29 protein-coding genes are annotated in these 24,770 nt (G+C 73.4%); 24 read left to right on the forward strand and 5 right to left on the reverse strand.

Going from position 1 to position 24,770, the window contains the following annotated elements; translation table 11 throughout:
* Window positions 1–4 precede the first annotated feature (4 nt).
* From OHS82_RS31325 to OHS82_RS31335, 3 genes are all read left to right on the forward strand, one after another.
* The gene (locus OHS82_RS31325) at window positions 5–979 is read left to right on the forward strand and encodes an ABC transporter ATP-binding protein (RefSeq protein WP_107444481.1); all 975 of its coding nucleotides are present in this window, start codon (window positions 5–7) and stop codon (window positions 977–979) included.
* Window positions 980–1,082: 103 nt separating this feature from the next.
* A complete protein-coding gene (locus OHS82_RS31330; RefSeq protein WP_443061812.1) occupies window positions 1,083–1,907 on the forward strand; it encodes an ABC transporter permease in 825 nt (274 codons plus the stop codon).
* Between the two features lie 34 nt (window positions 1,908–1,941).
* Window positions 1,942–2,625 (forward strand): DUF2567 domain-containing protein, encoded by a 684-nt coding sequence (locus tag OHS82_RS31335; protein ID WP_079041334.1) that lies wholly within the window; start codon window positions 1,942–1,944, stop codon window positions 2,623–2,625.
* Between the two features lie 205 nt (window positions 2,626–2,830).
* Here OHS82_RS31335 and ybaK read toward each other — a convergent pair whose 3' ends face one another.
* From ybaK to OHS82_RS31355, 4 genes are all read right to left on the reverse strand, one after another.
* On the reverse strand, window positions 2,831–3,334 hold the full coding sequence (gene ybaK / locus OHS82_RS31340; RefSeq protein ID WP_057580104.1) for a Cys-tRNA(Pro) deacylase: 504 nt from the start codon (window positions 3,332–3,334) through the stop codon (window positions 2,831–2,833).
* A gap of 7 nt (window positions 3,335–3,341) precedes the next feature.
* Entirely contained in the window at window positions 3,342–4,082 is a 741-nt protein-coding gene (locus OHS82_RS31345; RefSeq protein WP_057580107.1) for an LON peptidase substrate-binding domain-containing protein, read from the reverse strand.
* Between the two features lie 11 nt (window positions 4,083–4,093).
* On the reverse strand, window positions 4,094–5,137 hold the full coding sequence (locus tag OHS82_RS31350) for a hypothetical protein (RefSeq protein ID WP_057580110.1): 1,044 nt from the start codon (window positions 5,135–5,137) through the stop codon (window positions 4,094–4,096).
* Between the two features lie 136 nt (window positions 5,138–5,273).
* Window positions 5,274–6,848, reverse strand: coding sequence for an oxidoreductase (locus OHS82_RS31355; RefSeq protein WP_370444148.1), 1,575 nt, complete (start codon window positions 6,846–6,848; stop codon window positions 5,274–5,276).
* 165 nt (window positions 6,849–7,013) lie between these two features.
* Here OHS82_RS31355 and hisD point away from each other — a divergent pair, with 165 nt between their 5' ends.
* The 10 genes from hisD (at window position 7,014) to OHS82_RS31405 (ending at window position 14,924) form a co-directional block, all read left to right on the forward strand.
* A complete protein-coding gene (hisD, locus tag OHS82_RS31360; RefSeq protein ID WP_057580113.1) occupies window positions 7,014–8,339 on the forward strand; it encodes a histidinol dehydrogenase in 1,326 nt (441 codons plus the stop codon).
* A complete protein-coding gene (locus OHS82_RS31365; RefSeq protein ID WP_057580115.1) occupies window positions 8,336–9,445 on the forward strand; it encodes a histidinol-phosphate transaminase in 1,110 nt (369 codons plus the stop codon). The genes hisD and OHS82_RS31365 overlap by 4 nt, the downstream gene beginning before the upstream one ends.
* Window positions 9,442–10,044, forward strand: coding sequence for an imidazoleglycerol-phosphate dehydratase HisB (gene hisB, locus OHS82_RS31370; protein ID WP_057580118.1), 603 nt, complete (start codon window positions 9,442–9,444; stop codon window positions 10,042–10,044). Before OHS82_RS31365 ends, hisB begins: the two co-directional genes overlap by 4 nt.
* 4 nt (window positions 10,045–10,048) lie before the next feature.
* A complete protein-coding gene (locus OHS82_RS31375) occupies window positions 10,049–10,213 on the forward strand; it encodes a hypothetical protein (RefSeq protein WP_057580120.1) in 165 nt (54 codons plus the stop codon).
* On the forward strand, window positions 10,204–10,860 hold the full coding sequence (gene hisH, locus OHS82_RS31380) for an imidazole glycerol phosphate synthase subunit HisH (protein WP_057580124.1): 657 nt from the start codon (window positions 10,204–10,206) through the stop codon (window positions 10,858–10,860). The genes OHS82_RS31375 and hisH overlap by 10 nt, the downstream gene beginning before the upstream one ends.
* A complete protein-coding gene (priA, locus tag OHS82_RS31385) occupies window positions 10,857–11,582 on the forward strand; it encodes a bifunctional 1-(5-phosphoribosyl)-5-((5-phosphoribosylamino)methylideneamino)imidazole-4-carboxamide isomerase/phosphoribosylanthranilate isomerase PriA (RefSeq protein ID WP_057580127.1) in 726 nt (241 codons plus the stop codon). Before hisH ends, priA begins: the two co-directional genes overlap by 4 nt.
* Window positions 11,579–11,992: a RidA family protein gene (locus OHS82_RS31390; protein WP_057580130.1), complete on the forward strand. Its 414-nt coding sequence runs from the start codon at window positions 11,579–11,581 to the stop codon at window positions 11,990–11,992. The genes priA and OHS82_RS31390 overlap by 4 nt, the downstream gene beginning before the upstream one ends.
* Complete coding sequence (gene hisF, locus OHS82_RS31395; protein WP_057580133.1) at window positions 11,989–12,744, forward strand: imidazole glycerol phosphate synthase subunit HisF; 756 nt, start codon at window positions 11,989–11,991, stop codon at window positions 12,742–12,744. Before OHS82_RS31390 ends, hisF begins: the two co-directional genes overlap by 4 nt.
* A gap of 151 nt (window positions 12,745–12,895) precedes the next feature.
* Window positions 12,896–13,495, forward strand: a complete 600-nt coding sequence (locus tag OHS82_RS31400; RefSeq protein ID WP_057580137.1) for an ArsR/SmtB family transcription factor — start codon at window positions 12,896–12,898, stop codon at window positions 13,493–13,495.
* Between the two features lie 244 nt (window positions 13,496–13,739).
* Window positions 13,740–14,924, forward strand: coding sequence for an MFS transporter (locus OHS82_RS31405; RefSeq protein WP_057580312.1), 1,185 nt, complete (start codon window positions 13,740–13,742; stop codon window positions 14,922–14,924).
* A gap of 51 nt (window positions 14,925–14,975) precedes the next feature.
* On the opposite strand, the gene OHS82_RS31410 is transcribed toward OHS82_RS31405, so the two are convergent.
* The gene (locus OHS82_RS31410; protein WP_057580139.1) at window positions 14,976–15,611 is read right to left on the reverse strand and encodes a TIGR03085 family metal-binding protein; all 636 of its coding nucleotides are present in this window, start codon (window positions 15,609–15,611) and stop codon (window positions 14,976–14,978) included.
* An 83-nt stretch (window positions 15,612–15,694) separates the two neighbouring features.
* Here OHS82_RS31410 and hisI point away from each other — a divergent pair, with 83 nt between their 5' ends.
* The 11 genes from hisI (at window position 15,695) to lgt (ending at window position 24,730) form a co-directional block, all read left to right on the forward strand.
* Window positions 15,695–16,105, forward strand: coding sequence for a phosphoribosyl-AMP cyclohydrolase (gene hisI / locus OHS82_RS31415; protein ID WP_328435036.1), 411 nt, complete (start codon window positions 15,695–15,697; stop codon window positions 16,103–16,105).
* Between the two features lie 11 nt (window positions 16,106–16,116).
* On the forward strand, window positions 16,117–17,604 hold the full coding sequence (locus OHS82_RS31420) for an anthranilate synthase component I (protein ID WP_328435037.1): 1,488 nt from the start codon (window positions 16,117–16,119) through the stop codon (window positions 17,602–17,604).
* A gap of 86 nt (window positions 17,605–17,690) precedes the next feature.
* Window positions 17,691–18,338 carry a TIGR02234 family membrane protein gene (locus OHS82_RS31425; RefSeq protein ID WP_057580145.1) on the forward strand — a complete coding sequence of 216 codons (648 nt, stop codon included), beginning with the start codon at window positions 17,691–17,693 and terminating at the stop codon, window positions 18,336–18,338.
* A 155-nt stretch (window positions 18,339–18,493) separates the two neighbouring features.
* Window positions 18,494–18,760, forward strand: coding sequence for an HGxxPAAW family protein (locus OHS82_RS31430; RefSeq protein WP_057580147.1), 267 nt, complete (start codon window positions 18,494–18,496; stop codon window positions 18,758–18,760).
* Window positions 18,761–18,860: 100 nt separating this feature from the next.
* Window positions 18,861–19,295, forward strand: coding sequence for a DUF2752 domain-containing protein (locus tag OHS82_RS31435; RefSeq protein WP_057580150.1), 435 nt, complete (start codon window positions 18,861–18,863; stop codon window positions 19,293–19,295).
* Between the two features lie 146 nt (window positions 19,296–19,441).
* Window positions 19,442–20,251 carry an indole-3-glycerol phosphate synthase TrpC gene (trpC, locus tag OHS82_RS31440; RefSeq protein WP_057580152.1) on the forward strand — a complete coding sequence of 270 codons (810 nt, stop codon included), beginning with the start codon at window positions 19,442–19,444 and terminating at the stop codon, window positions 20,249–20,251.
* Window positions 20,252–20,272: 21 nt separating this feature from the next.
* Window positions 20,273–20,488, forward strand: coding sequence for a tryptophan biosynthesis modulator TrpM (gene trpM / locus OHS82_RS43595; RefSeq protein WP_368082551.1), 216 nt, complete (start codon window positions 20,273–20,275; stop codon window positions 20,486–20,488).
* Window positions 20,489–20,562: 74 nt separating this feature from the next.
* Entirely contained in the window at window positions 20,563–21,846 is a 1,284-nt protein-coding gene (gene trpB / locus OHS82_RS31445; RefSeq protein ID WP_057580155.1) for a tryptophan synthase subunit beta, read from the forward strand.
* The gene (gene trpA / locus OHS82_RS31450; RefSeq protein ID WP_057580157.1) at window positions 21,843–22,661 is read left to right on the forward strand and encodes a tryptophan synthase subunit alpha; all 819 of its coding nucleotides are present in this window, start codon (window positions 21,843–21,845) and stop codon (window positions 22,659–22,661) included. Before trpB ends, trpA begins: the two co-directional genes overlap by 4 nt.
* A 77-nt stretch (window positions 22,662–22,738) precedes the next feature.
* Window positions 22,739–23,515: a thioredoxin domain-containing protein gene (locus OHS82_RS31455; protein ID WP_057580159.1), complete on the forward strand. Its 777-nt coding sequence runs from the start codon at window positions 22,739–22,741 to the stop codon at window positions 23,513–23,515.
* 96 nt (window positions 23,516–23,611) lie between these two features.
* A complete protein-coding gene (lgt, locus tag OHS82_RS31460; RefSeq protein WP_328435038.1) occupies window positions 23,612–24,730 on the forward strand; it encodes a prolipoprotein diacylglyceryl transferase in 1,119 nt (372 codons plus the stop codon).
* The last annotated feature ends 40 nt before the right edge of the window (window positions 24,731–24,770 follow it).

Genomic DNA, 24,770 nt, shown 5'->3' on the forward strand with positions numbered 1-24,770 from the left:
GGTCGTGTGTGCCGTGCGCGGTCTGACCAAGACCTATCCGGCGGTCCGCGGCCGGCGCGGCACTCCCGCGACACCCGAGGTCCGGGCCACCGACGACGTACGGCTGGACATCCGGCGCGGTGAGATCTTCGGGCTGCTCGGACCCAACGGCGCCGGCAAGACCACCCTCGTCCGGCAGATGACCGGGCTGATGCGTCCCGACGCGGGCAGCGTGGAGATCCTCGGCCACGACATCGTGCGTCACCCCGAGCGGGCCGCCCGCATCCTCGCCTACCTCGGCCAGGAGTCCACCGCCCTCGACGACCTCACCGTCTCCCTCGCCGCCGAGACCACCGCGCGGCTGCGCGGCCTCGACGTGCACACGGCACGCCGGGAGCGGGACGCCGTCCTCGACGAACTGGGCCTGACCCCGCTCGCCGGACGACCCCTGCGCAAACTGTCCGGCGGTCAGCGCCGGCTGGCCTGCTTCGCCGCCGTCCTGGTGGGGGAGCGGCCGCTGCTGGTGCTGGACGAGCCGACCACCGGCATGGACCCGGTGGCACGGCGGGCCGTGTGGGCCGCCGTGGACCGTCGGCGTGCGGAACGCGGCACGACCGTGCTGCTGGTCACCCACAACGTCATCGAGGCGGAGACCGTGCTCGACCGGGTCGCCGTCCTCGACCAGGGCAGGGTCATCGCCTGCGACACCCCCGCCGGCCTCAAGGAGCAGGTCGCCGACGAAGTCCGGGTCGAGCTGGTGTGGCGGGAGCGGGCGCCGCTGGACGTGCCCGAGGTCGCCGCGCTGCGCGAGCGGGCCCTGGAGTCGGGGCGTCGCTGGACGCTGCGGCTGGCCCCCGACGAGGCCCGCGCGGTCGTCGCCACCGTCACCGGCGGGGCCGCCTTCGCCGCGCTGGACGACTTCACCCTTGCCACGCCGAGCCTGGAGGACGTCTACCTGGCGCTCGGCGGGGCGGCGCGGCAGGGGCTGGTGCGGGCGTGAGCGCGGCGTGGACGGCGAGCGCCACGGGCGGCGGGCTGAGCGGGCGGGCCGCCGGGCCCGTATGGGACGGTATGAGAGCCGTAGGGAAGAGGAGCAGCGCCACGTGAGTGTCGTACCCGCCGAGGTTCTGCCGGGCGGCGCCCGGGCCGTCACCGAGACGCCCCGCGCCGCGGCCGCCGAACTCGCGCCGCGTGCCCGGCTGTGGCCGTCCCTCGTGGCCGTGTACCGGGCGCAGCTGTCCCGGGCGCGGGTGGCGCGCATCCCGCTGCTGTTCGTGGCGACCTTCCAGTCGGTCGGCATCCTGATCATGATGCGTGGCGTGGTGGACGGCGGAAACGAGGCGGAGGCCGTGGTGGCGGGCTCCGCGGTGCTCGTCGTGGCCTTCGTCGCGCTGAACCTGCTCGCGCAGTACTTCGGGCAGCTGCGGGCGAGCGGGGGGCTGGACCACTACGCGACCCTGCCCGTGCCGCCGGCCGCCGTCGTGCTGGGCGCGGCCGGGGCCTACGCCTCGTTCACCGTGCCGGGGACGCTGGTGACCGCGGTCTTCGGCTGTGCGCTGTTCGGGCTGCCGCTGACCCATCTGTGGGTGCTGGCGGCCGTCATCCCCCTGGCGGGCGCCGCGCTGTCCGGACTCGGCGCGGCCTTCGGGCTGCTCGCGCCGCGGCCGGAGCTGGCCACCGTGCTGGGGCAGCTCGGCATGTCGGCGGCGCTGCTGCTGGGCGTCCTGCCGCCGGACCGGATGCCGGAGGCGGTGCGTCTCGCCCGGGACCTGCTCCCGTCCACCTACGGGGTCGAGGCCTTCGCGCGGACCTTCGGGCCGCACCCCGACTGGGCGTTCGTGCTCGGCGACCTCGCCGTGTGCGCGGGCGTGGGCGTCGTCTCGCTGGCCGTCGCGACCTGGGCGTACCGCCGGGCCGCCGTCCGGTGACGCGCCGCACGGGCGCGCCTGGCACGATGTCAGTGTGACCGCACCGCTGACTCCGCCTCCGCCGCCGCACGAACCGTCTCCGCACGAGGCCTGGCCGCCGTCGTCCGGAGGGTACGCGGCCACCGCGCCCCACGACGGCGCGTACGGACAGGACGGGCCCGGGATGAAGACCGAACTGCGGGAAGCCGCCGTGATCACGGTGGGGGTCGCCCTCGTCGGGGTGCTGCTGGGGCTGCTGTGGGTGTGGCTGGCGCCGCAGGTGCCGCTCGTCGGCGAGCTGTCGGACGGCAGCTGGGTCGTCTACTTCAAGGACACCGAGGGGGAGCAGGCGATCGGGGTGGACGGCACGTTCACCCTGCTGGCCCTGGCCTGCGGCGCCGTGAGTGCGGCGGCGGTCTTCATGTGGCGGCGGCGCGGGGGAGTGCCCCTGGTGGTGGCGCTCGGCCTGGGCGGTCTTCTCGGCTCGCTGCTGGCCTGGCGGCTCGGGGTGTGGCTCGGGCCCGACTCCGATGTGATCGCGCACGCGCAGGCCGCCGGCAAGGGCGTCACGTTCTCGGCGCCGTTGAAGCTCGGGGCGAAGGGGGCGCTGCTGGCGTGGTCGCTGGCCGCGATGCTGGTGCATCTGGGGCTCACGGCGTTGTTCGGACCCCGGGATCCCGAGCCGTTCCCGCCGTACGGGGAGGCGCCGAAGGACGCGTACGGGGCGCCTACGGCGTAGGGGCGGGCAGCGGCGGGGGGCGGTTTTCGCCCCCGCCGCCCCTTCCCGTCCCGTCTCCAGGGGCGCTGCCCCTGCGGCCACCCCTCCAGGGCGCTCCGCCCCCTGGACCCCCGTCGGCCTGGACGGCCTCGTCCTCAAACGCCGGACGGGCTGGAAGGCCGGACGGGCTGGAAGGTGGGCCGGGGCGAAGGGGGAGTGGGGTCGGTCAGGGGCGGGCGATCGGGGCCAGCAGGGCGTCGGTCTGGGCGGTCAGGTCCGCCGGGGCGAGTTCGACCTCCAGGCCTCTGCGGCCCGCCGAGACGCAGATGGTGGCGTGCGTCGTCGCCGAGTCGTCCAGGACCGTGCGCAGTTTCCTGCGCTGGCCGAGCGGGGAGATGCCGCCGCGGACGTAGCCCGTGGTGCGTTCGGCGAGCGCCGGGTCGGCCATCGCCGCCCGTTTGCCGCCCACCGCCGAGGCCAGGGCCTTCAGGTCGAGGGAGCCCGCGACGGGGACCACCGCCACGGTCAGGGCTCCGTCCACGTCCGCGACCAGGGTCTTGAAGACGCGGTCGGGGGAGACGCCCATCGCCTCGGCCGCCTCCTCGCCGTAGGACGGGTGGCCCGGGTCGTGGTCGTAGGCGTGGACCGTGTAGTCCACGCCCGCCGCCGTCAGGGCCACCGTCGCGGGCGTGCCGCCGGACTGCTGCTGCTTCTTCGGCTTCTTCGCCATGGGGCCTTCAGTTGAGACTGGTCGGGGCGCGGGTCAGCTCCGCCGCGGGCAGCGAGGGCAGGCTGCGGATGATCGCCGTCTCGGCGCGCAGCACGGTCAGCTCGTCCCGCAGACGTGAGGCCGTGTCGGGGGCCTGCAGAAGGCGCTGCTTGCTCGGGACGTCCAGCATCATCGCCGCCGCCACCAGGTACGACACCACCGAGGGGTCGTCCGGCAGGTCCGCGCCGGTGGCCAGCGAGCGCTCGCGGGCGCCCGCCAGCCGCTTCTGGTACTGGCGGAAGGCGCGCAGTACGCCCTCGGCGAGGGCGCCCGCCTCGTCGCCCGGTTCCTCCGGCAGCTCCTGCAGCTCCGCCGTCAGGAACGGGCCCGACGCGTCCACCGACAGCAGCTTGACGCGGGTGGTGCCCGTCGCCAGCACCTCGAAGGTTCCGTCGGCGCGCTCGCGGATCGTCGCCGCGTCGGCCACGCAGCCCACGCCGTGGAACGTCCTGGCGGGGTCGTCGCCGAAACCGGCGGCCGGGCCGCGCTCGGTCACCGCCGTGCGGTCGGGGAGCCCCCGGGCGCTGGGCGCCACCTCGTGGCCGTCACGGATGGCCACGACGGCGAACCGGCGCGATTCGTCCTCGGGGGTCTTCAGAAGATCGCGCATCATGGCGCGATAGCGCTCCTCGAAGACGTTGAGCGGGAGCACGAGTCCCGGGAACAACACCGAGTTCAGCGGGAAGAGCGGCAGACGGACGGTGGTCACGACGCAGAAGCCTAATGGTCCAGCGGCCGGGCTCGTCCGCCGTGCCCGCCACCCGGCTGCCACGGGGGGTGGTCGGACGGCCCCGAGCGGACCTCCTCGCGCACGGCCAGGAAGTGGCCGAGGGGGTCGTCCGACAGCCGTCCCCACGGGAAGGAGGTGGCATACGGGCCGATCAGCAGCAGCTGGGCGAGGGCGTCGTCGCGGCGGTCCAGGCGGACCAGGACGTACGTCAGCACGTTGCGGATCTCGGCCGGCCACGGGTCGGCGGCCGGGAAACGCGCGGAGAGCGCGACGGCGCGGTCGGCGGCGGCGTCCAGCCGCTCGCGCGGCACCTCGGGCCCGCAGCCGTCCGTGAGATAGGCGAAGGCGGCCCGGGCCGGCAGTGCCTGGACCAGGGAACCGGCCGGCGCGTCCTGCGCGGCCCGGTCGGCGAAGTCGAAGCACTCGCGGTGGGAGCCGTGCCAGGACTCGGCCAGATAGCGCTTGGCGGCGACATGGCAGCCGTAGTGGTGCGGGGCGCGGCGCACCGCGGCAGCCCACAGCTCGCCGAAGTACTTGTGCCCGGCCCGGGAGCCGCGGGCGTGGTCCAGGGCTATCCGCCACGGCACCGGGTCGCGGACGTCGCTCTGCGCGGCGGCGGTGATCAGCGGGCTCACCTCGCGCAGCAGCTCGGCCCGGGCGGGCGACCCCCAGGCCCGCGCCACGGCGAGCTGGGCGGCCACGAGCAGGACGTCGGGGTCGCGCGGTGCGGCTGCGCGCCAGTCCTCGAACCACTCCGGGCGGGAGCGGGCGAAGGCGGCGAGCCGGGTCGTGTACCGGTCGCGGTACTCCCACTCGGCCCGTTCCCGGGTGTGGGCCAGCAGTTCGGCGGCGGGCGCGTAGGCGCCGAGGGCGGCGGCGACCAGGGCGGGCCCGAGTCGGTCGTCGGGCACGTCGAGGAGCACCTCGTCGTCGGCGGGGAGCCCGGCGGCGCTGTGGGGGGCGGCGATCCGTGCCTGCCGGGAGCTCCGGGAGGCACGGATGAACGGGGGGAGCAGAGCCATGGTGCCGACCATTGAAAAGCCGCGGCTTCAGATTGCGCCAGAGGCTTCACGCAACCTGCGGAAAGTTGTACGCCCCGAGGTCAAGGGATGGTAAAGGTGAGCGTTCAACAACTTTTTCCGTTGCGCACCCCTGCGGACCCGCTGTCCCTCAGCCCCGGCGCAGCAGTCTCGTCGCCCCCGCCGCCACGGCCGTCGCCAGGATCCAGCCGAGCAGGACCAGCGCCGTCGACAGCCACTGCCAGCCGCCGCTCAGCTGCCACTGGCCGACCTGCCCGAGGTCGATGACCGGCAGCAGCAGGTCGAGGGCGAACAGGGCCGGGTTCCAGGGCGGGTGCCCCTGCCGGTCGACGGGCGGGTGCGCGGCGTGGGCGAAGGCCAGCGAGCTCGCCGCCCACAGCACCGCCATCCACACCGCCGCGCGGCCCGGCCGGTATCCGTACGCGACCGTCCAGTCCTGCGCGTAGCCCCAGAGCTTCGCCGCCGGCGGCAGGGTCTCACGACGACGGCGCTGCTTGGCCAGCAGCACCTCGCGCGCGTCCTCGTCCTCCCCGCCGGTCCGCAGCACGGCCGCCAGCCGCTCGTACGGTTCCGGGGCGTACTCGGCCGTCGCCGCGGCCACCCAGCGCAACCGCTCGGCCAGCGGGAACGGTCCCTGCGGCACCAGGTTCTCGTACGCGAAGCCGCCCATGTGCAGCGCGCCCGGACCCGGCCAGGCACTCGCCCGGTCCACCAGGTTGATCACCCGGGCGCCGGACAGGACCACCTTGCCGCGCAGCGGCTGCTCGCCCAGGAAGCGCAGCTCGGGCGTCTGCACCCGGCGCAGCGACAGCTCCTGCTCGTCCGTGAGGACGAACCGGGCCCGCTCCAGGTCCACCGCGTCCCCGAACCGGCCGTCGTCCAGGCGTATCCCGCCCCGGCACTCGAAACGCTGGATGCGCGTCCCGCGGGCCGGGGTGACACCGCTCAGCGCGTGGCCGCCGACGCCGGCCGGGGTGAGGTACAGCGAACGCTCCACGGTCAGCTGGGGCGCGTTCAGCGCGAGCCGCGTGTACGGGTTGGCCAGCCGCGCCCCGCGCAGACTCAGCGACACGCCGATCTTGGCGCTGCGCAGGCTCAGCTCGCCGTGCGACTCGAGCAGTTCGGCCTGGAGGTCCTGGCCGACCGTCATGCCGTCGGCGGCGATGGACCGGCCGGTGCGGTCCCGGTAGACGATCGCCTGGTTCAGCAGCAGGTCGGTGCCGATGTGCGCGTCGGTGAGCCGCACGCCGTTGTGGAAGCGGCAGCGCGGGAGGTGCAGATCGCCCTCGGTGTGCACCCGCGCCGCCTCCAGCCGCGGCACCGAGCAGTCCACCATCCGCATGGTCGTGAACCGCGCCTCGGGCAGGAGCACGTCCCGCTCGAACCGGCAGCGCTTCATCTCCACGTACGGCACCACCGTGCCGCCCGCGAGATCCAGCGAGCCGCTGATCTGCACGCCGGCCAGCTTCATCGAGGCCACCCGGCCGGCCAGCGCCGGCGGCCCGTCCAGCAGCAGCCAGGCGACGATCCGGGCCCGCACCGTCCGCGCCCCGCCCCACGGATGGCCGCCGTGCGGATCGTCGACGACCGTGTCCCCGCTGCTCAGGTCGTACGCGCTGCCGTTGCGGAAGGCCTGCCACATGCCCGCCTCGGCCGCGGTCAGGTCGTCCGGCAGATCGCCGGCGCCGTCGGTGACCGCTGTCACCCGTCACCCCCTCCGTCACTCCTGGGTTTCGCACGGCTGTTCTGCCCGCTGAGTGACCCCCCGAACACCCAACGTGAAGGCGATCTTCCGAGTTCCGGCCACGGTCTGTATCAGCCATTGATACGCGCGGACGACGCCCGATCCCGGTCTGAGAGAATTGGCCACGTGATCTCCCGAATCGATCTGCGCGGCGACGCCCTTCCCGAGGGACCCGCCCTGCGCGACCTGCTGCCCCGAGCCGACTTCGACGTCTCGGCCGCCCTCGAGAAGGTGCGTCCGATCTGCGAGGCCGTGCATCATCGTGGCGACGCGGCGCTGATCGACTTCGCCGAGAGGTTCGACGGGGTGCGGCTGGAATCCGTACGGGTCCCGGCCCGCGCGATCGCCGACGCGCTGGACGGGCTCGACCCCGACGTGCGCGCGGCCCTGGAGGAGTCCATCCGCCGCGCCCGCCTCGTCCACCGCGAGCAGCGCCGTACGACCCACACGACGCAGGTCGTGCCCGGCGGCGCCGTGACCGAGAAGTGGGTGCCCGTCGACCGGGTCGGTCTGTACGCGCCCGGCGGCCGCTCGGTCTACCCGTCCTCCGTGGTGATGAACGTGGTGCCCGCCCAGGAGGCGGGCGTCGAGTCCATCGCCCTGGCCTCGCCCGCCCAGGCCGAGTTCGCAGGCCTGCCCCACCCGACGATCCTCGCCGCCTGCGCCCTGCTCGGCGTCGACGAGGTGTACGCGGCCGGTGGCGCGACCGCCGTCGCGATGTTCGCGTACGGCACGGAGTCCTGCGCGCCCGCGAACATGGTCACCGGCCCCGGCAACATCTGGGTCGCCGCCGCCAAGCGCTACTTCGCCGGCAGGATCGGCATCGACGCCGAAGCGGGACCGACCGAGATCGCCGTCCTCGCCGACGCCACGGCCGACCCCGTGCACGTCGCCGCCGACCTGATCAGCCAGGCCGAACACGACCCGCTGGCCGCCGCCGTCCTGGTCACCGACTCCGTCGAGCTGGCGGACGCGGTCGCCAGGGAACTGGAGCCGCAGGTCGCGGCCACCAAGCACGTCGAGGACCGGATCGTCCCGGCGCTCGCCGGCCGGCAGTCCGCGATCGTGCTGGTCGACGGCGTCGAGGAGGGTCTGCGGGTGGTCGACGCCTACGGCGCGGAGCACCTGGAGATCCAGACGGCGGACGCCGCCGCCGTGGCCGACCGGGTGCGGAACGCGGGCGCGATCTTCGTCGGGCCCTGGGCGCCGGTCTCGCTCGGCGACTACGCGGCCGGCTCCAACCACGTGCTCCCCACGGGTGGCTGCGCCTGCCACTCCTCCGGGCTGTCCGTGCAGTCCTTCCTCCGCGGCATCCACATCGTCGACTACACGCGCGACGCGCTCGCCGAGGTCGCGCACCACGTGGTGACGCTGGCGGAGGCGGAGGACCTGCCCGCCCACGGGGCGGCGATCAAGGCGCGGTTCGCATGGAAGGTGCCGACGAGCAAGTGAGCTTCGGAATCGACGATCTCCCCGTACGGGACGAGCTGCGCGGCAAGTCCCCCTACGGCGCGCCCCAGTTGGACGTCCCCGTACGGCTGAACACGAACGAGAACCCCTACCCGCTGCCCGAGCCGCTGGTCGAGCGGATCGCCGAGCGGGTGCGCGACGCGGCCCGCGAGCTCAACCGGTACCCGGACCGCGACGCCGTGGAGCTGCGGACGCAGCTGGCGAAGTACCTCAGCGACACGACTGGGCACGAGGTCGCCGCGGGCAACGTGTGGGCCGCCAACGGCTCCAACGAGGTCCTCCAGCAGCTGCTGCAGACCTTCGGCGGACCCGGCCGCACGGCCATCGGCTTCGAGCCGTCGTACTCGATGCACGCTCTCATCGCCCGCGGCACCGGGACCGGGTGGATCTCCGGGCCGCGAGGCGCCGACTTCACCGTCGACCTCGCGGCCGCCGAGAGGGCCATCGCCGAGCACCGCCCCGACGTCGTCTTCGTCACCACCCCCAACAACCCCACCGGCACCGCGGTCCCGGCCGAGACGGTCCTCGCACTGTACGAGGCCGCCCAGGCCGCGAAGCCGTCGATCGTCGTGGTCGACGAGGCGTACATCGAGTTCAGCCACGGCGACTCGCTGCTGCCGCTGATCGAGGGCCGGCCGCACCTCGTCGTGTCGCGCACGATGTCGAAGGCCTTCGGCGCGGCGGGCCTGCGCCTCGGGTACCTCGCCGCGCACCCGGCGGTGGTGGACGCCGTCCAGCTGGTCCGGCTGCCCTACCACCTGTCGGCGGTCACCCAGGCGACCGCGCTGGCCGCCCTGGAACACACCGACACCCTGCTGAAGTACGTCGAACAGCTGAAGTCGGAGCGGGACCGCCTGGTGGGCGAACTGCTCGCGGCCGGCTACGAGGTCACGCCGTCCGACGCCAACTTCGTGCAGTTCGGGCGGTTCGACGACGCCCACGCGGTGTGGCGGCAGATCCTCGACCGGGGCGTCCTGGTCCGGGACAACGGGGTGCCCGGCTGGCTTCGGGTCACCGCCGGAACCCCCGAAGAGAACGACGCGTTCCTCGACGCGGTCCGTGAACTGAAGAAGGAGACGAGCGCATGACTCGCGAAGGCCGCGTCGGAAGAATCGAGCGCACCACGAAGGAGACCTCGGTCCTCGTCGAGATCGACCTCGACGGTTCCGGCAAGGTCGACGTGTCGACCGGTGTCGGCTTCTACGACCACATGCTCGACCAGCTCGGCCGGCACGGTCTGTTCGACCTGACCGTGAAGACCGACGGCGACCTGCACATCGACTCGCACCACACCATCGAGGACACCGCCCTCGCGCTGGGCGCCGCCTTCAAGCAGGCCCTCGGCGACAAGGTGGGGATCTACCGCTTCGGCAACTGCACGGTCCCGCTGGACGAGTCCCTCGCCCAGGTCACCGTCGACCTCTCCGGCCGCCCCTACCTCGTGCACACCGAGCCCGAGAAGATGGCGCCGATGATCGGCGAGTACGACACGACGATGACCCGGCACATCCTGGAGTCGTTCGTCGCCCAGGCGCAGATCGCGCTGCACGTGCACGTGCCCTACGGGCGCAACGCGCACCACATCGTGGAGTGCCAGTTCAAGGCGCTGGCCCGGGCCCTGCGCTACGCGTCCGAGCGCGACCCGCGCGCGGCCGGCATCCTCCCCTCCACGAAGGGCGCGCTGTAAAGCCATGACCGGACTGTCGACCATCCTGATCGTCGTCGGCCTCTTCCTGGCCGGCGGCATCTACTCCTTCGTCAAGCAGCAGATGCCCCGGAGCCTGATCGTGCTGCTCTCGATAGGGGCCGCGATGTGCCTCGTCGCCGGTGTGATGCGGCTGGAGGTGTGGAATTGAGCAGCGCGAACGGCGCGAAGAAGGTCGTGGTCTTCGACTACGGCTTCGGCAACGTCCGCTCCGCCGAGCGCGCCCTCGCGCGCACCGGCGCGGACGTCGAGATCACCCGTGACTTCGACACCGCGATGAACGCCGACGGACTGCTGGTGCCGGGCGTCGGCGCCTTCGCCGCCTGCATGCGCGGCCTGAAGGAGGCCCGCGGCGACTGGATCATCGGCCGCCGGCTCTCCGGCGGACGGCCGGTCATGGGCATCTGCGTCGGCATGCAGATCCTGTTCGAGCGCGGCATCGAGCACGGCGTGGAGACCGAGGGCCTCGACGAGTGGCCCGGCGCCGTCGAGCCGCTGCAGGCGGACGTCGTGCCGCACATGGGCTGGAACACCGTGGACGCCCCGGCCGACTCCCAGCTGTTCGCCGGCCTCGACGCGGACGCCCGCTTCTACTTCGTGCACTCCTACGCCGTCCACGACTGGTCCCTGGAAGTGCTCAACCCGGCGATGCGCGCCCCCAGGGTGACCTGGGCGACGCACGGCGAGCCGTTCGTGGCCGCCGTGGAGAACGGCGCCCTGTGGGCCACGCAGTTCCACCCCGAGAAGTCCGGCGACGCCGGAGCCCAGCTCCTCACCAACTGGATCGGAACACTGTGAGCAAGCTCGAACTCCTCCCCGCCGTCGACGTCCGCGACGGCCAGGCCGTCCGTCTCGTGCACGGCGAGTCCGGGACCGAGACCTCCTACGGCTCTCCGCTCGAGGCGGCCCTCGCCTGGCAGCGGTCGGGCGCCGAGTGGCTGCACCTGGTCGACCTGGACGCCGCGTTCGGCACCGGCGACAACCGCGCGCTGATCGCCGAGGTCGCGAAGGCGATGGACATCAAGGTGGAGCTCTCCGGCGGCATCCGCGACGACGACACCCTCGCCGCCGCCCTCGCCACCGGCTGCACGCGGGTGAACCTGGGCACGGCCGCCCTGGAGACGCCCGAGTGGGTCGCCAAGGTCATCTCCGAGCACGGGGACAGGATCGCGGTCGGTCTGGACGTCCGCGGCACCACCCTGCGCGGCCGCGGCTGGACCCGCGACGGAGGCGACCTCTACGAGACGCTGGCCCGTCTCGACCAGGAGGGCTGCGCGCGGTACGTGGTCACCGACATCGCCAAGGACGGCACCCTGCAGGGCCCGAACCTCGAGCTGCTGAAGAACGTCTGCGCGGTCACCGACCGGCCCGTCGTCGCCTCCGGCGGCGTGTCGTCGCTGGACGACCTCCGGGCCATCGCCGAGCTGGTCCCGCTCGGCGTCGAGGGCTCCATCGTCGGCAAGGCGCTGTACGCGAAGGCGTTCACCCTGGAAGAGGCCCTGGAAGCGGTGGCCCGGTGAGCGAGGTGCGCCGGATCGGGTCCGGCGGACCCTGGGAGGAGGCCTTCGGCTACTCCCGCGCGGTGCAGCTGCCGGGCGGGCTGGTGCTCGTCTCCGGCTGCACCTCCGTGGTGGACGGCGAGATCGCCGCCGGGGGGCCGTACGAGCAGACGATCAACGCCTTCAACGTGGCCTTCGCCGCGCTGGAGAAGCTGGGGCTCGGCCGCGACGACGTCGTCCGCACGCGCATGTACCTCACCCACGCGCGGGACGTCGACGACATCGGGCGCGCCCACAAGGAGCTGTTCGACGCCGTCCGGCCGGCCGCGTCCATGGTCATCGTGTCCGGCTTCGTGGACCCGAGCCTGGTCGTCGAGGTCGAGGTCGAGGCGTTCCGCTCGGGCGGCGAAGAGGAGGTGTCCGCGCCATGACGCTGGCCGTACGAGTCATCCCCTGCCTGGACGTGGACGCCGGCCGGGTGGTCAAGGGCGTCAACTTCCAGAACCTGCGCGACGCGGGCGATCCCGTCGAGATGGCCAAGGTGTACGACGCCGAGGGCGCCGACGAGCTGACGTTCCTGGACATCACCGCCTCCTCCGGCAACCGCGAGACGACGTACGACGTGGTGCGCCGCACCGCCGAGCAGGTGTTCATCCCGCTGACCGTGGGCGGCGGGGTCCGCACCCCGGAGGACGTCGACAAGCTGCTGCGGGCCGGCGCCGACAAGGTGGGCGTCAACACCGCCGCGATCGCCCGCCCGGAGCTGATCAGGGAGATCGCCGAACGGTTCGGGCGGCAGGTGCTGGTCCTGTCGGTGGACGCCCGGCGCACGGAGTCGGGCTCCTTCGAGGTGACGACCCACGGCGGCCGCCGTGGCACCGGCATCGACGCCGTCGAGTGGGCGCACCGGGCGGCGGAGCTGGGCGCCGGCGAGATCCTGCTCAACTCGATGGACGCGGACGGCACGAAGGACGGCTACGACCTGGAGATGATCGCCGCGGTGCGCAAGCACGTGACGGTCCCGGTGATCGCCTCCGGCGGCGCAGGCCGGCTCACGGACTTCGCGCCGGCCGTCGAGGCGGGCGCGGACGCGGTGCTCGCGGCGTCCGTCTTCCACTTCGGCGACCTGCGGATCGGCGAGGTCAAGCAGACCCTGCGCGAAGCGGGACACCCGGTGCGGTGACGCCGGTGGACGCGCTCCGCGACGCGCGGCGCTCCTGACACGCGGTAAGCCCCGGTCGCCTGGCGGCCGGGGCTTACTCGCGCCGAAACAGGAAAGAGAAGTTGCGCAAAAAATATTGCGCAACTATTCCTTCCTGTCTACGGTGGGAGGCATGACAGACAGGGAGCGCAATCGCCGGATCACGGACCTGGGCACGCTGAAGGCGCTCGCCCACCCCCTCCGGATGCAGCTGTACCGCGGGCTGACCGTCGCCCGCGTCGCCACCGCCTCCCACCTCGCCGACCAGGTCGGCGAGGCCGTCTCGCTCGTCAGCTACCACCTGCGCAAGCTCGCCGAGCACGGGCTCATCGAGGAGGCCGAGCCGCAGAGCGCGGACGGCCGCGAGCGCTGGTGGCGGCTCGCCTCCGACGGCGTGAGCATCCGCGACGAGGACTTCCGCGACGCCCCGGAGAAGGCGGCCGCGCACACCGCGGCCAGCCGGCTCTTCGCCGAGGACCGCATGGACATGTACCGCCGCTGGCTCGACGAGCGGACCCACTGGGGCCCCGAGTGGAACCGCAGCGCCGAGTCCTCCGAGTCCATCCTGCGGCTCACCGCGGACGAACTGGCGGAGCTCAACGCCGAGATGCTCGCGCTCCTGCGCAGGTACGACGAGCGGGGCAGGGCCGCCGAGGCCGCTCGGCCCGGCGAGGCGGCCGAGGGCCGGGAGAACGTCTCGGTGCACACGTACGCGTTCCCGTTCCGTGCCTGATCCCTCGCTCGGCGGCGGCCCCGGCTCCGATGCCGCGTCGGGCACCGCCTCCGCCCCCGCCTTCGATGCCGTACCCGATTCCGTGCCGGATTCCGTGCCGGATTCAGTGCCGGATTCCACGTCCGATTCCGTGTCCGCTCCCGTGGGAGAGAGGCTGCCGGTGACCACCGCCACGCACGAGACCGTCCAGCGCACAGCCCCCGAACCCCCCGCCCCCGAACCCGCCGCCCACCGCGACCCCAACGTGCTGCGCTGGCTCACCGCCTACACCGCCTCCATGGTCGGCGACAGCGTCTACTACATCGCCCTGTCGTGGGCCGCCGTACAGGCCGGCACCCCCGCACAGGCCGGGCTGGTGATGACGGCGAGCGCGGTGCCGCGGGCCCTGCTGATGCTGGGCGGGGGAGTGATCGCCGACCGGCTGGGCCCGCGCCGGGTCGTCATCGGCAGCGACGCGGTGCGCTGCGCGGCCGTCCTGGCAGTGGCCGCGCTGCTGTACGCGACGACTCCCGGCCTGTGGCCGCTCGCCCTGCTCGCCCTGGTCTTCGGCGCCGTCGACGCCGTCTTCATGCCGGCCGTGGGCGCGCTCCCCGCGCGCGTGACGAGCCGCGGGCAGCTCGCGCGCGTCCAGGGCATGCGCGGCCTCGCCATCCGGTTCGCGAGCGTCGTCGGCGGGCCGCTCGGCGGTCTCGGGGTGGCGGTCGGCGGAGCGGCCGCCGCGTTCGCCCTGGCGGGGCTGCTGATAGCGGTCTCGGTGCCGCTGCTGTGCTCCGTGCGCATCCGCGAGCTGCCCGCCGACGACAAGGCGGCCGCCGGCGGCACCGCCCGGAGCGATCTGCTGGCGGGCCTGCAGTACGTGCGCCGCCACCGCGTCCTCGCCCCGCTGCTGCTGGCCATCGCCCTCGGCGACCTGGGCTTCGTCGGGCCCCTCAACGTGGGCCTGACCCTGCTGGCCGACGAACGCGGCTGGGGCGCCGCAGGCATGGGGTGGGTGCTCTCCGGGTTCGGCGTCGGCGCGGGCGCCGCCTCGCTGCTGCTGACCCTGCGGGGACGGCTCCCGCGCGCAGGCCGGCTGGCCGGCTCGTCGCTCCTGGCGGGCTCCGTGGCCATCGGCGGCCTCGCCTTCGCGCCCACCCTCGTCTCCGCCGTCGGCACGGCCCTGCTGATCGGGCTGCTCGCCGGGCTCAGCGGCGCCGTGTGCGGAGCCCTGCTGCAGACCCAGGCCGACCCGGCCTACCTGGGCCGCGTCACCGCCGTCTCCGGTCTCGTCAGCGTCGGCCTCACCCCGCTCAGCATGCCGGTGTCGGCCGCGGCCGTCGGAGCCTGGGGCACCGGACCCGTCTTCGTCGTCAGCGCCGCCGTCTGCGCACTGGGCGGGGTCGTGGCCCTGAGCGTGCGCACCCTGCGCCGCGCCGAACTGCCGCGCTGACCCCACCCCATGGGGCCGGGCCGCCGACGCCCGGCTGCCGGCCCGCGCGGCTCAGATGCCGAGCTGCTTGCCGCCGTGCAGCCGGTCGATCGCTTCCTTCTCGCCGTCCAGCTCCACCACGGCGGCGCTCTGCCGGCCGTACAGGAACAGCAGCAGCTCCGACGGCTCACCCGTCGCCGTCACGACCGGCGTGCCACGGTTGGCGACCGCCGTACGGCCGTCCGGACGGCGCAGGACCAGGCCCGTCGGGGTGCCGCGGCCCATCAGGCGCGCGGTGCGCTCCAGACGCGACCACAGCGCGTCCTGGAAGACCGGGTCGAGCTCACGCGAGGACCAGTCGGGCCTGGCCCGGCGGACGTCCTCCGTGTGCACGTAGAACTCGATGGTGTTCGACGCCTCGTCGAGCTGCTTGAGCTGGAACGGGGAGAAACGCGGCGGACCCGTGCGGATCAGCTGGATCAGCTCGTCGTACGGCTTCGCGGCGAACTCCTCCATCACCCGGTCCAGGCGCGACGCGAGCTGCTTGATCAGGATGCCCCCGGCAGCGTCCGGACGGCGTTCGCGCACCACCACGTGCGCGGCCAGGTCACGGGTCTGCCAGCCCTCGCAGAGCGTGGGCGCCTCAGGGCCCGCGGTCTCCAAGAGGTCGGCGAGCAGGAGCCGTTCACGCTTCGCGAAAGTGGACATGCGGCCAGCCTACGACCCCGCGCACGGTCCGCCCAGTGGACACCGCGCCGTCACCGTCAGTGGCGCGCGGCACAATGGCAGGCATGACCAGCACGCCCACGCCCAGCAGCCTGGACCCCGACATCGCCGCGCGTCTCAAGCGCAGCCCCGACGGGCTCGTCCCCGCCATCGCCCAGCAGTACGACACCGGTGAGGTGCTCATGCTCGGCTGGATGGACGACGAGGCGCTGCACCGCACGCTCACCACCGGCCGCTGCACCTACTGGTCGCGCAGCCGCCGCGAGTACTGGGTCAAGGGCGACACCTCCGGCCACGTCCAGCAGGTCAGGTCAGTGGCCCTCGACTGCGACGCCGACACCGTGCTCGTCCAGGTCGACCAGACCGGCGCCGCCTGCCACACCGGCGCGCGCACCTGCTTCGAGGTGGACGTGCTCCTGAAGGACGCCGCCGACGCCGCGAACGCCGATTCCGGCGTCCCGGCCGCGGATCAGTAAGGTCAGCCGCCATGGACCTCGAGACGTTCCGCAAGCTGGCCACCGACCGGCGGGTCATCCCGGTCACCCGCAAGCTCCTCGCCGACGGCGACACCCCGGTCGCGCTCTACCGCAAGCTCGCCGCCGAGCGCCCCGGCACCTTCCTCCTGGAGTCCGCGGAGAACGGCCGCTCCTGGTCCCGGTACTCCTTCGTCGGCGTCCGCAGCTCCGCCACGCTCACCGCACGCGACGGCCAGGCCCACTGGCTCGGCGCCCCGCCCGTCGGCGTCCCCGCCGAGGGCGACCCGCTCGCCGCGCTGCGCGCCACCGTCGAGACCCTGCACACCCCCCACCAGGAGGGCCTGCCGCCCTTCACCGGCGGCATGGTCGGCTACCTCGGATACGACATCGTGCGCCGCCTGGAGAAGATCGGCCCCGGCGAGCGCGACGACCTGAAGCTGCCCGAGCTGACGATGCTGCTCACCAGCGACCTCGCCGTCATGGACCACTGGGAGGGCTCCGTCCTGCTGATCGCCAACGCGATCAACCACAACGACCTCGACACCGGCGTCGACGAGGCCCACGCCGACGCGGTCGCCCGGCTGGACGCCATGGAGGCCGACCTCTCCCGCGCCGTCGCCCAGCCGCCGGCCGTCCTGCCGCCCTCCGAACTGCCCGAGTACACCGCCCTGTGGGGCGGCCCCGACTTCCGGGCGGCCGTCGAGGACGTCAAGGAGCGCATCCGCGCGGGCGAGGCCTTCCAGGTCGTCCCCTCCCAGCGCTTCGAGACGGCCTGCACCGCGAGCGCGCTGGACGTCTACCGGGTCCTGCGGGCCACCAACCCCTCCCCGTACATGTACCTGTTCCGCTTCGACGGCTTCGACGTCGTGGGCTCCTCCCCGGAAGCCCTGGTCAAGGTCGAGGACGGACGGGCCATGGTCCACCCCATCGCCGGCACCCGGCACCGGGGCGCCACCCCGCAGGAGGACCAGGCGCTCGCCGACGAGCTGCTCGCCGACCCCAAGGAGCGCGCCGAGCACCTCATGCTCGTCGACCTGGGCCGCAACGACCTGGGGCGGGTCTGCGAGCCCGGCTCGGTCGAGGTCGTCGACTTCATGTCCGTCGAGCGGTACTCGCACGTGATGCACATCGTCTCCACCGTCACCGGCCAGGTCGCCGCCGGCCGCACCGCTTTCGACGTCCTCACCGCCTGCTTCCCCGCCGGCACCCTCTCCGGCGCCCCCAAGCCGCGCGCCATGCAGATCATCGACGAACTGGAGCCGTCCCGACGCGGCCTGTACGGCGGCTGCGTGGGCTACCTGGACTTCGCGGGGGACTCCGACACGGCCATCGCCATCCGCACGGCCCTGCTGCGCGACGGCACCGCCTACGTCCAGGCCGGCGCCGGCATCGTCGCCGACTCCGACCCGGTCGCCGAGGACCAGGAGTGCCGCAACAAGGCGGCGGCCGTCCTGCGCGCCGTCCACACCGCCAACCGCCTCGGCGACCGGAGCGCCTGAGCAGGCCGGCGGCCGGGGCGTCCGCCGCCCGATAGGACGCGTCTCACTGAACCCCGGGTGACGTATCGCCCCGGGTTCAGGCGATAGTGGAGTACGTGACTGCTGCTCCTGACCCCCGTTCCGAGACCGCGTCCGCCCGGTCGGGCCGCCGGAGCCTCGCCCTCGCCCTGCTGTGCGGCGCGCTGGGCGCGGCCGTGGCCCTGCTGTCCACCCGACAGCGCTGGTCGGAGGGCACGGCCACGGTGGCCGGCGGCGCCTTCCCGCTGACCGCCAGGGGCAGCGACGTGACGGGCGTGCCCGCGGCGCTCGCGATAGTCGGCCTCGCCGCGCTCGTCGCCGTCTTCGCCGTCCGCCGCACGGGCCGCCTCGCCGTCTCCGTGCTGCTCGCGCTGTCCGGCGCCGGAATCATGGCCACCGCCCTGATCGGCGCGCGCGACGGCTCCGCGCTCGACGAGCAGGCCGCCAAGGCCTCCGGTGACACCTCGGCCACCGTCGCCTCGTTCACCCACACCGCCTGGCCCTACGCGGCGGCCGCGGGCGGCGCCCTGATCCTTCTCGCGGGCCTTCTCGCCCTGCGCTACGGTCGCCGCTGGCCCGCCATGTCGGGCCGCTACGAACGTGACGGCACGCCCCGTCCCCGGCGCGCCGCCAGGCCCGCCGACCCGGACCGGCCCGAAGAGATGTGGAAGGCTCTGGACCGGGGCGAGGACCCGACCGGCGCCGGCCCCGCCTGACAGGCCCCTGACCAGGTCGCCGTCCCGGGCCGCCGATGTGGCGCATCCGACGCGACCGGATCCCACCCCCGCGTCCGTCAGACGTGCGCGTACGGGACAATGGACGACGAGCGTCCGGCTCGGACGGACACAGAGACAGCAATGAGGAGCAAGTCATGGCGGGCAGCAGCCACGGACACACCCCGGCCGCCTGGACCGGTGTCACCATCGCCATCATCGGGTTCACCGTCGCGGGCGCGTTCATGGTGATGGCCGAGCCGCTCGGCTTCTGGGCCGGCATGGCGATCGTGGCGCTCTCCGGATTCGTCGGCCTCGCCATGCGGGCGGCGGGCCTGGGCCGGCCGAAGACCGCGGCCCAGCCGGTGCACCAGACGACGGCCACGGCAACGGCCACCCGCGAGCCGGCGGGCGCCGAGGGCTGAGCGACCCGTACCTCCCGAGGGGCGGCCGGTGGTCAACCGGCCGCCCCTCACCCGTGCGCGGCCGCCCCCGCACGCGCGCGTGCGGCCCCGGCGGGGCACAATGCGAACCGTGAACGCCGACAGCCGCAGCGTGACGACCACCGCCCTCGGACGCCTGGCCGTGCCCGCCGGCATCCTCGCGGCCGTCGCCGGGGCCTTCGCCTACGTCGGGGCCGTCGACCCCAACGAACCCGGCCACTACCCGGCCTGCCCCCTGCTGCGCTACACGGGCCTGTACTGCCCCGGCTGCGGAGGCCTGCGCAGCGCGCACGCCTTCGTGCACGGCGACCTGCAGACCGCCCTGCACGACAACGCGCCGGCCGTCGTCGCCTTCCTCGGCTTCGCCGTCGTGTGGACCGTCTGGGTGGTCCGCGTGGCGCGCGGCCGGCCCGTGCGCGTCGACCCCACCTCCGTGCAGCTGTGGACGCTGGGCGCGTTGCTGCTGGTCTTCACGGTTGTCCGGAACCTGCCGTTCGGCGGCTGGCTACACCCTTGATCGACAGGGCGATGTCCAGGTAGTGGGACCGCCGTCAACCGGATGCGAGGCCATCGCCCCGCTCCGGATACCATCGAGTGACCATCTGTTTCTCCCTCGGTCGCGAAAAGCGCCGACCGTCTCTCAGCCGGAAGGGGGCCGCTCGCGTGAGTGTGCTCGACGAGATCATCGACGGAGTCCGTGCCGACCTCGCGGAGCGGCAGGCGCGCGTCAGCCTCGACGAGCTCAAGGAGCTGGCGGCCAAGGCCCCCGCCGCCAAGGACGGCGTCGCGGCGCTCCGCGGTGACGGCGTCAAGGTGATCTGCGAGGTCAAGCGCTCCAGCCCGTCCAAGGGCGCGCTGGCCGCGATCGCCGACCCCGCCGGCCTCGCCGCCGACTACGAGGCGGGCGGCGCGGCGGTCATCTCCGTCCTCACCGAACAGCGCCGGTTCGGCGGCTCGCTCGCCGACCTCGAGGCGGTCCGCGCCCGGGTGGACATCCCCGTCCTGCGCAAGGACTTCATCGTCACCTCGTACCAGCTGTGGGAGGCCCGCGCGTACGGCGCCGACCTCGCGCTGCTCATCGTGGCCGCCCTGGAGCAGTCGGCTCTCGAGTCGCTGATCGAGCGTGCCGTCTCCATCGGTCTCACCCCGCTCGTCGAGGTCCACGACGAGGACGAGGTGGAGCGCGCCGTCGACGCGGGCGCCAAGGTGATCGGCGTCAACGCGCGCAACCTGAAGACCCTCGAGGTAGACCGGGGCACCTTCGAGCGGGTGGCCCCCGAGATCCCGGCGAGCATCGTCAAGATCGCCGAGTCCGGGGTGCGAGGTCCGCACGACCTCATCGCGTACGCCAACGCCGGCGCCGACGCGGTCCTCGTCGGCGAGTCCCTGGTGACCGGCCGCGACCCCAAGACCGCGGTGGCCGACCTGGTGGCGGCGGGCGAGCACCCCGCACTGCGCCACGGCCGGGGCTGATCTCCCGCTAGGCTTGCCCCGATGACTCCGACGACCCCCGCGACCGCCACGGACCGGTACGCCCGCCTCGCGCGCGGCTGCCGCCCCCGTGGCTGCCGCGCGCCCGCCCGCCGGGTGCACGGCCGACGCGTGCGGTACGTCATCGGGGACGAACCCGGCCAGGTGAACGGCATGCGATGGCAGCGGCGCCCCCCAGGGGCGCGGGGTACTGCGCGACAGGCAACCGACGGCCGCTAGCCGTCCGTCCGACGACCCCGCCCCCACGGCGTTTCGTGTCCGCACACCAAACCGTCTCACCGTGAGGTTTCCGCATGCCCAGCGAGTTCTTCATTCCCGACCCCGAGGGTCAGGTCCCCACCGTCGAGGGCTACTTCGGCGCGTTCGGCGGCAAGTTCATCCCGGAGGCCCTCGTCGCCGCCGTGGACGAGGTGGCCGTCGAGTACGACAAGGCCAAGCACGACCCCGAGTTCGCCCGTGAGCTCGACGACCTGCTCGTGCACTACACCGGCCGCCCCAGCTCCCTCACCGAGGTGCCGAGGTTCGCCGAGCACGCCGGCGGCGCCCGGGTGTTCCTCAAGCGCGAGGACCTCAACCACACCGGCTCCCACAAGATCAACAACGTGCTCGGCCAGGCGCTGCTCACCCGGCGCATGGGCAAGACCCGCGTGATCGCCGAGACCGGCGCGGGCCAGCACGGCGTCGCCACGGCCACCGCCTGCGCCCTCTTCGGGCTCGAGTGCACCATCTACATGGGTGAGATCGACACCCAGCGCCAGGCCCTCAACGTGGCCCGGATGCGCATGCTGGGCGCCGAGGTCGTCGCCGTGAAGTCCGGCAGCCGCACCCTGAAGGACGCCATCAACGAGGCGTTCCGCGACTGGGTCGCCAACGTCGACCGCACCCACTACCTGTTCGGCACGGTCGCCGGACCGCACCCCTTCCCGGCCATGGTCCGCGACTTCCACCGGGTCATCGGCGTCGAGGCCCGCCGCCAGATCCTGGAGCGCGCCGGACGCCTGCCCGACGCGGCCGTCGCCTGCGTCGGCGGCGGCTCCAACGCCATCGGCCTCTTCCACGCCTTCATCCCGGACGCCGGCGTGCGTCTGATCGGCTGCGAGCCGGCCGGGCACGGCATCGAGACGGGCGAGCACGCGGCGACCCTGACCGCGGGCGAGCCCGGCATCCTGCACGGGTCGCGCTCCTACGTCCTCCAGGACGACGAGGGCCAGATCACCGAGCCGTACTCCATCTCGGCGGGCCTGGACTACCCGGGCATCGGCCCCGAGCACTCCTACCTCAAGGACACCGGCCGCGGCGAGTACCGCGCCGTCACCGACGACGCGGCCATGCAGGCGCTGCGCCTGCTGTCGCGCACCGAGGGCATCATCCCGGCCATCGAGAGCGCCCACGCGCTGGCCGGCGCCCTGGAGGTCGGCAGGGAACTCGGCCCGGACGGGCTGATCGTCGTGAACCTGTCGGGTCGCGGCGACAAGGACATGGACACGGCCGCCCGCTACTTCGGGCTGTACGACACCGACGCCGAGGTCGCCGCCGACGCGGCCGCCACCGCGGAGATCGAGGGAGACGCGAAGTGAGCGGGAACATCCAGCTGCTGTCGGACACCCTCGCGGCCGCGAAGGCCGAGGACCGCGCCGCGCTCATCGCCTACCTCCCGGCCGGGTTCCCGACCGTGGACGGCGGCATCGAGGCGATCAAGGCCGTCCTCGACGGAGGCGCCGACGTGGTCGAGGTCGGACTGCCGCACAGCGACCCGGTCCTCGACGGCCCGGTCATCCAGACCGCCGACGACATCGCCCTGCGCGGCGGGGTGCGCATCGCGGACGTCATGCGCACGGTCCGCGAGGCGTTCGAGGCCACCGGCAAGCCGGTCCTCGTCATGACGTACTGGAACCCCATCGACCGCTACGGCGTCGAGCGGTTCACCGCCGAACTGGCGGAGGCCGGCGGTGCGGGCTGCATCCTGCCCGACCTGCCGGTGCAGGAGTCGGCCCTGTGGAGGGAGCACGCCGACAAGCACGGCCTCGCGACCGTCTTCGTCGTCGCGCCGAGCAGCCGGGCCGCCCGGCTCGCGCAGATCACCGAGGCGGGCAGCGGCTTCGTCTACGCAGCCTCGCTGATGGGTGTCACCGGCACCCGGGAGTCGGTCGGCGCGCAGGCCCACGACCTGGTGGAACGGACCCGGGCCACCGGGTCGGGCCTGCCGGTCTGCGTCGGCCTCGGCGTCTCGGACGCCCGGCAGGCCGCCGAGGTGGCGGGCTTCGCCGACGGCGTGATCGTCGGCTCGGCCTTCGTCAAGCGGATGCTGGACGCGCCGGACGAGGCGGCCGGCGTCGAGGCGGTCCGCGCCCTCGCGGGCGATCTGGCGAAGGGCGTGCGCCGCCGGGCGTGAGGGGAACACCGGTCACCCGAACGGGTGGACCTGGGGTCGGGGAGGCGCATTGCGCCTCCCCGGTTCGTTCTGGGGGTGTGAGCGAGAAGAATCGTGACGGAAAGCGCACTGCCCGGGAGCGGCTGGCGGCGGAGCGCGAGAAGCAGAAGACGGCCGAGCGGCGGCGGCGCACACTGATCGTCGGCGCGAGCGTGGTGTGCGTGCTGGGGCTGGCAGCGGTGATCGGCGTCGTCGCCGCGAACTCCGGCAAGGACGACAGCAGCGACAAGGCGGGCCCGGTCGTGGCGCCCTCGGGAGCCCAGGGCGAGGACGCCCTCGCGATCCCCGTCGGCAAGGACGGCGCCAAGTCCTCGCTCACGGTGTGGGAGGACTTCCGCTGCCCGGCCTGCAAGGCCTTCGAGACGGCGTACCGGCCCACGATCCACGAGCTGACGCAGGGCGGGAAGCTGAAGGTCGAGTACCACCTGGCCACCCTCATCGACGGCAACATGGGCGGCAGCGGCTCCCGCAACGCGGCCAACGCGGCGGCCTGCGCCCAGGACGCCGGAAAGTTCCCCGCCTACCACGACGTGCTGTACGAGAACCAGCCGGAAGAGACGAAGGACGAGTACGCCGAGAACAGCCGGCTGATCGAACTCGCCGGCAAGGTCGACGGGCTCGACACGCCCGCGTTCCGCGCCTGCGTGGAGCAGGGCACCCACAACAGCTGGGTCGTGAAGTCCAACCAGGCCTTCCAGAACGGCCGCTTCGGCGGCACCCCCACCGTGCTGTTCAACGGCAAGAACATCTATCAGGACCGGTCGATGACGCCGGAGAAGCTGAAGAAGATGGTGGAGGAGGCCGACCAGGGGTGACACCGCGGGCCAGGCCCTTTCACACCAGCCCGTTATGGAGCCGTAGCCGGGCTGCCCATCGTCGGCCGTGCGTGGCAGGGTAGCGTCGACCCTGCCATGGAACTTGCCTACATTCCCAGCCCGTCGCACGGGGTGCTGTACCTCGGCCCCGTTCCGCTGCGTGGCTACGCGTTCTGCATCATCATCGGCGTCTTCGTCGCGGTCTGGCTCGGCAACAGGCGCTGGGTCGCCCGGGGCGGGCAGGCCGGCACGGTGGCCGACATCTCCGTCTGGGCGGTGCCCTTCGGACTCGTCGGCGGCCGGCTCTACCACGTGATCACGGACTACGAGCTGTACTTCAGCGAGGGCCGGGACTGGGTGGACGCCTTCAAGGTCTGGGAGGGCGGCCTCGGTATCTGGGGCGCGATCGCGCTCGGCGCGGTGGGCGCGTGGATCGGCTGCCGCCGCCGGGGCATCCCGCTGCCGGCCTACGCCGACGCCATCGCCCCGGGCATCGCCCTCGCGCAGGCGATCGGCCGCTGGGGCAACTGGTTCAACCAGGAGCTGTACGGCAAGGAGACCGACCTTCCCTGGGCCCTGCACATCACGTCCTCGGCGGACGGGCGGGTGCCCGGCTACTACCACCCGACGTTCCTGTACGAGTCGCTGTGGTGCGTCGGCGTCGCCCTCCTCGTCATCTGGGCCGACCGGCGCTTCAAGCTGGGCCACGGGCGGGCCTTCGCCCTGTACGTCGCCGCGTACTGCGTGGGCCGCGCCTGGATCGAGTACATGCGGGTCGACGACGCTCACCACATCCTGGGCCTGCGGCTGAACGACTGGACCGCGCTGGTCGTCTTCCTGCTCGCGGTGGTGTACATCGTCGTCTCGGCGAAGAAGCGGCCGGGCCGGGAAGAGGTCGTCGAGCCTGCCGCGCAGGCCTCCGGCGACACGGCCGGGGACGCCTCCGCCGACGGAGAGGAGAAGCCCGGGGCCGAGTCGTCCTCGTCCGGGGCGACGGCGGAGTCCGCCAAGACGAAGGGCGCCGGCGGGACCGGGACCGAGAAGGCCGAGGACGCGTCCGGGGCCGACGGCGGGGCCGGGACCACGGCCGTGGCCGAGGACGGCACCGAGGCCGTGACCGACAAGGCCGACAAGGCCAGGGCCGGGGCCGAGGCCAAGACCGAGGCGCAGGCCGACGTCAAGGACGAGGCGGAGTCGGCCGGCAAGAAGAGCTGACGGCCGTCGCTGCGACGACGCGTACGACGACGAGGGCGCC

Source organism: Streptomyces sp. NBC_00425 (genome assembly GCF_036030735.1).
GTDB lineage: Bacteria > Actinomycetota > Actinomycetes > Streptomycetales > Streptomycetaceae > Streptomyces.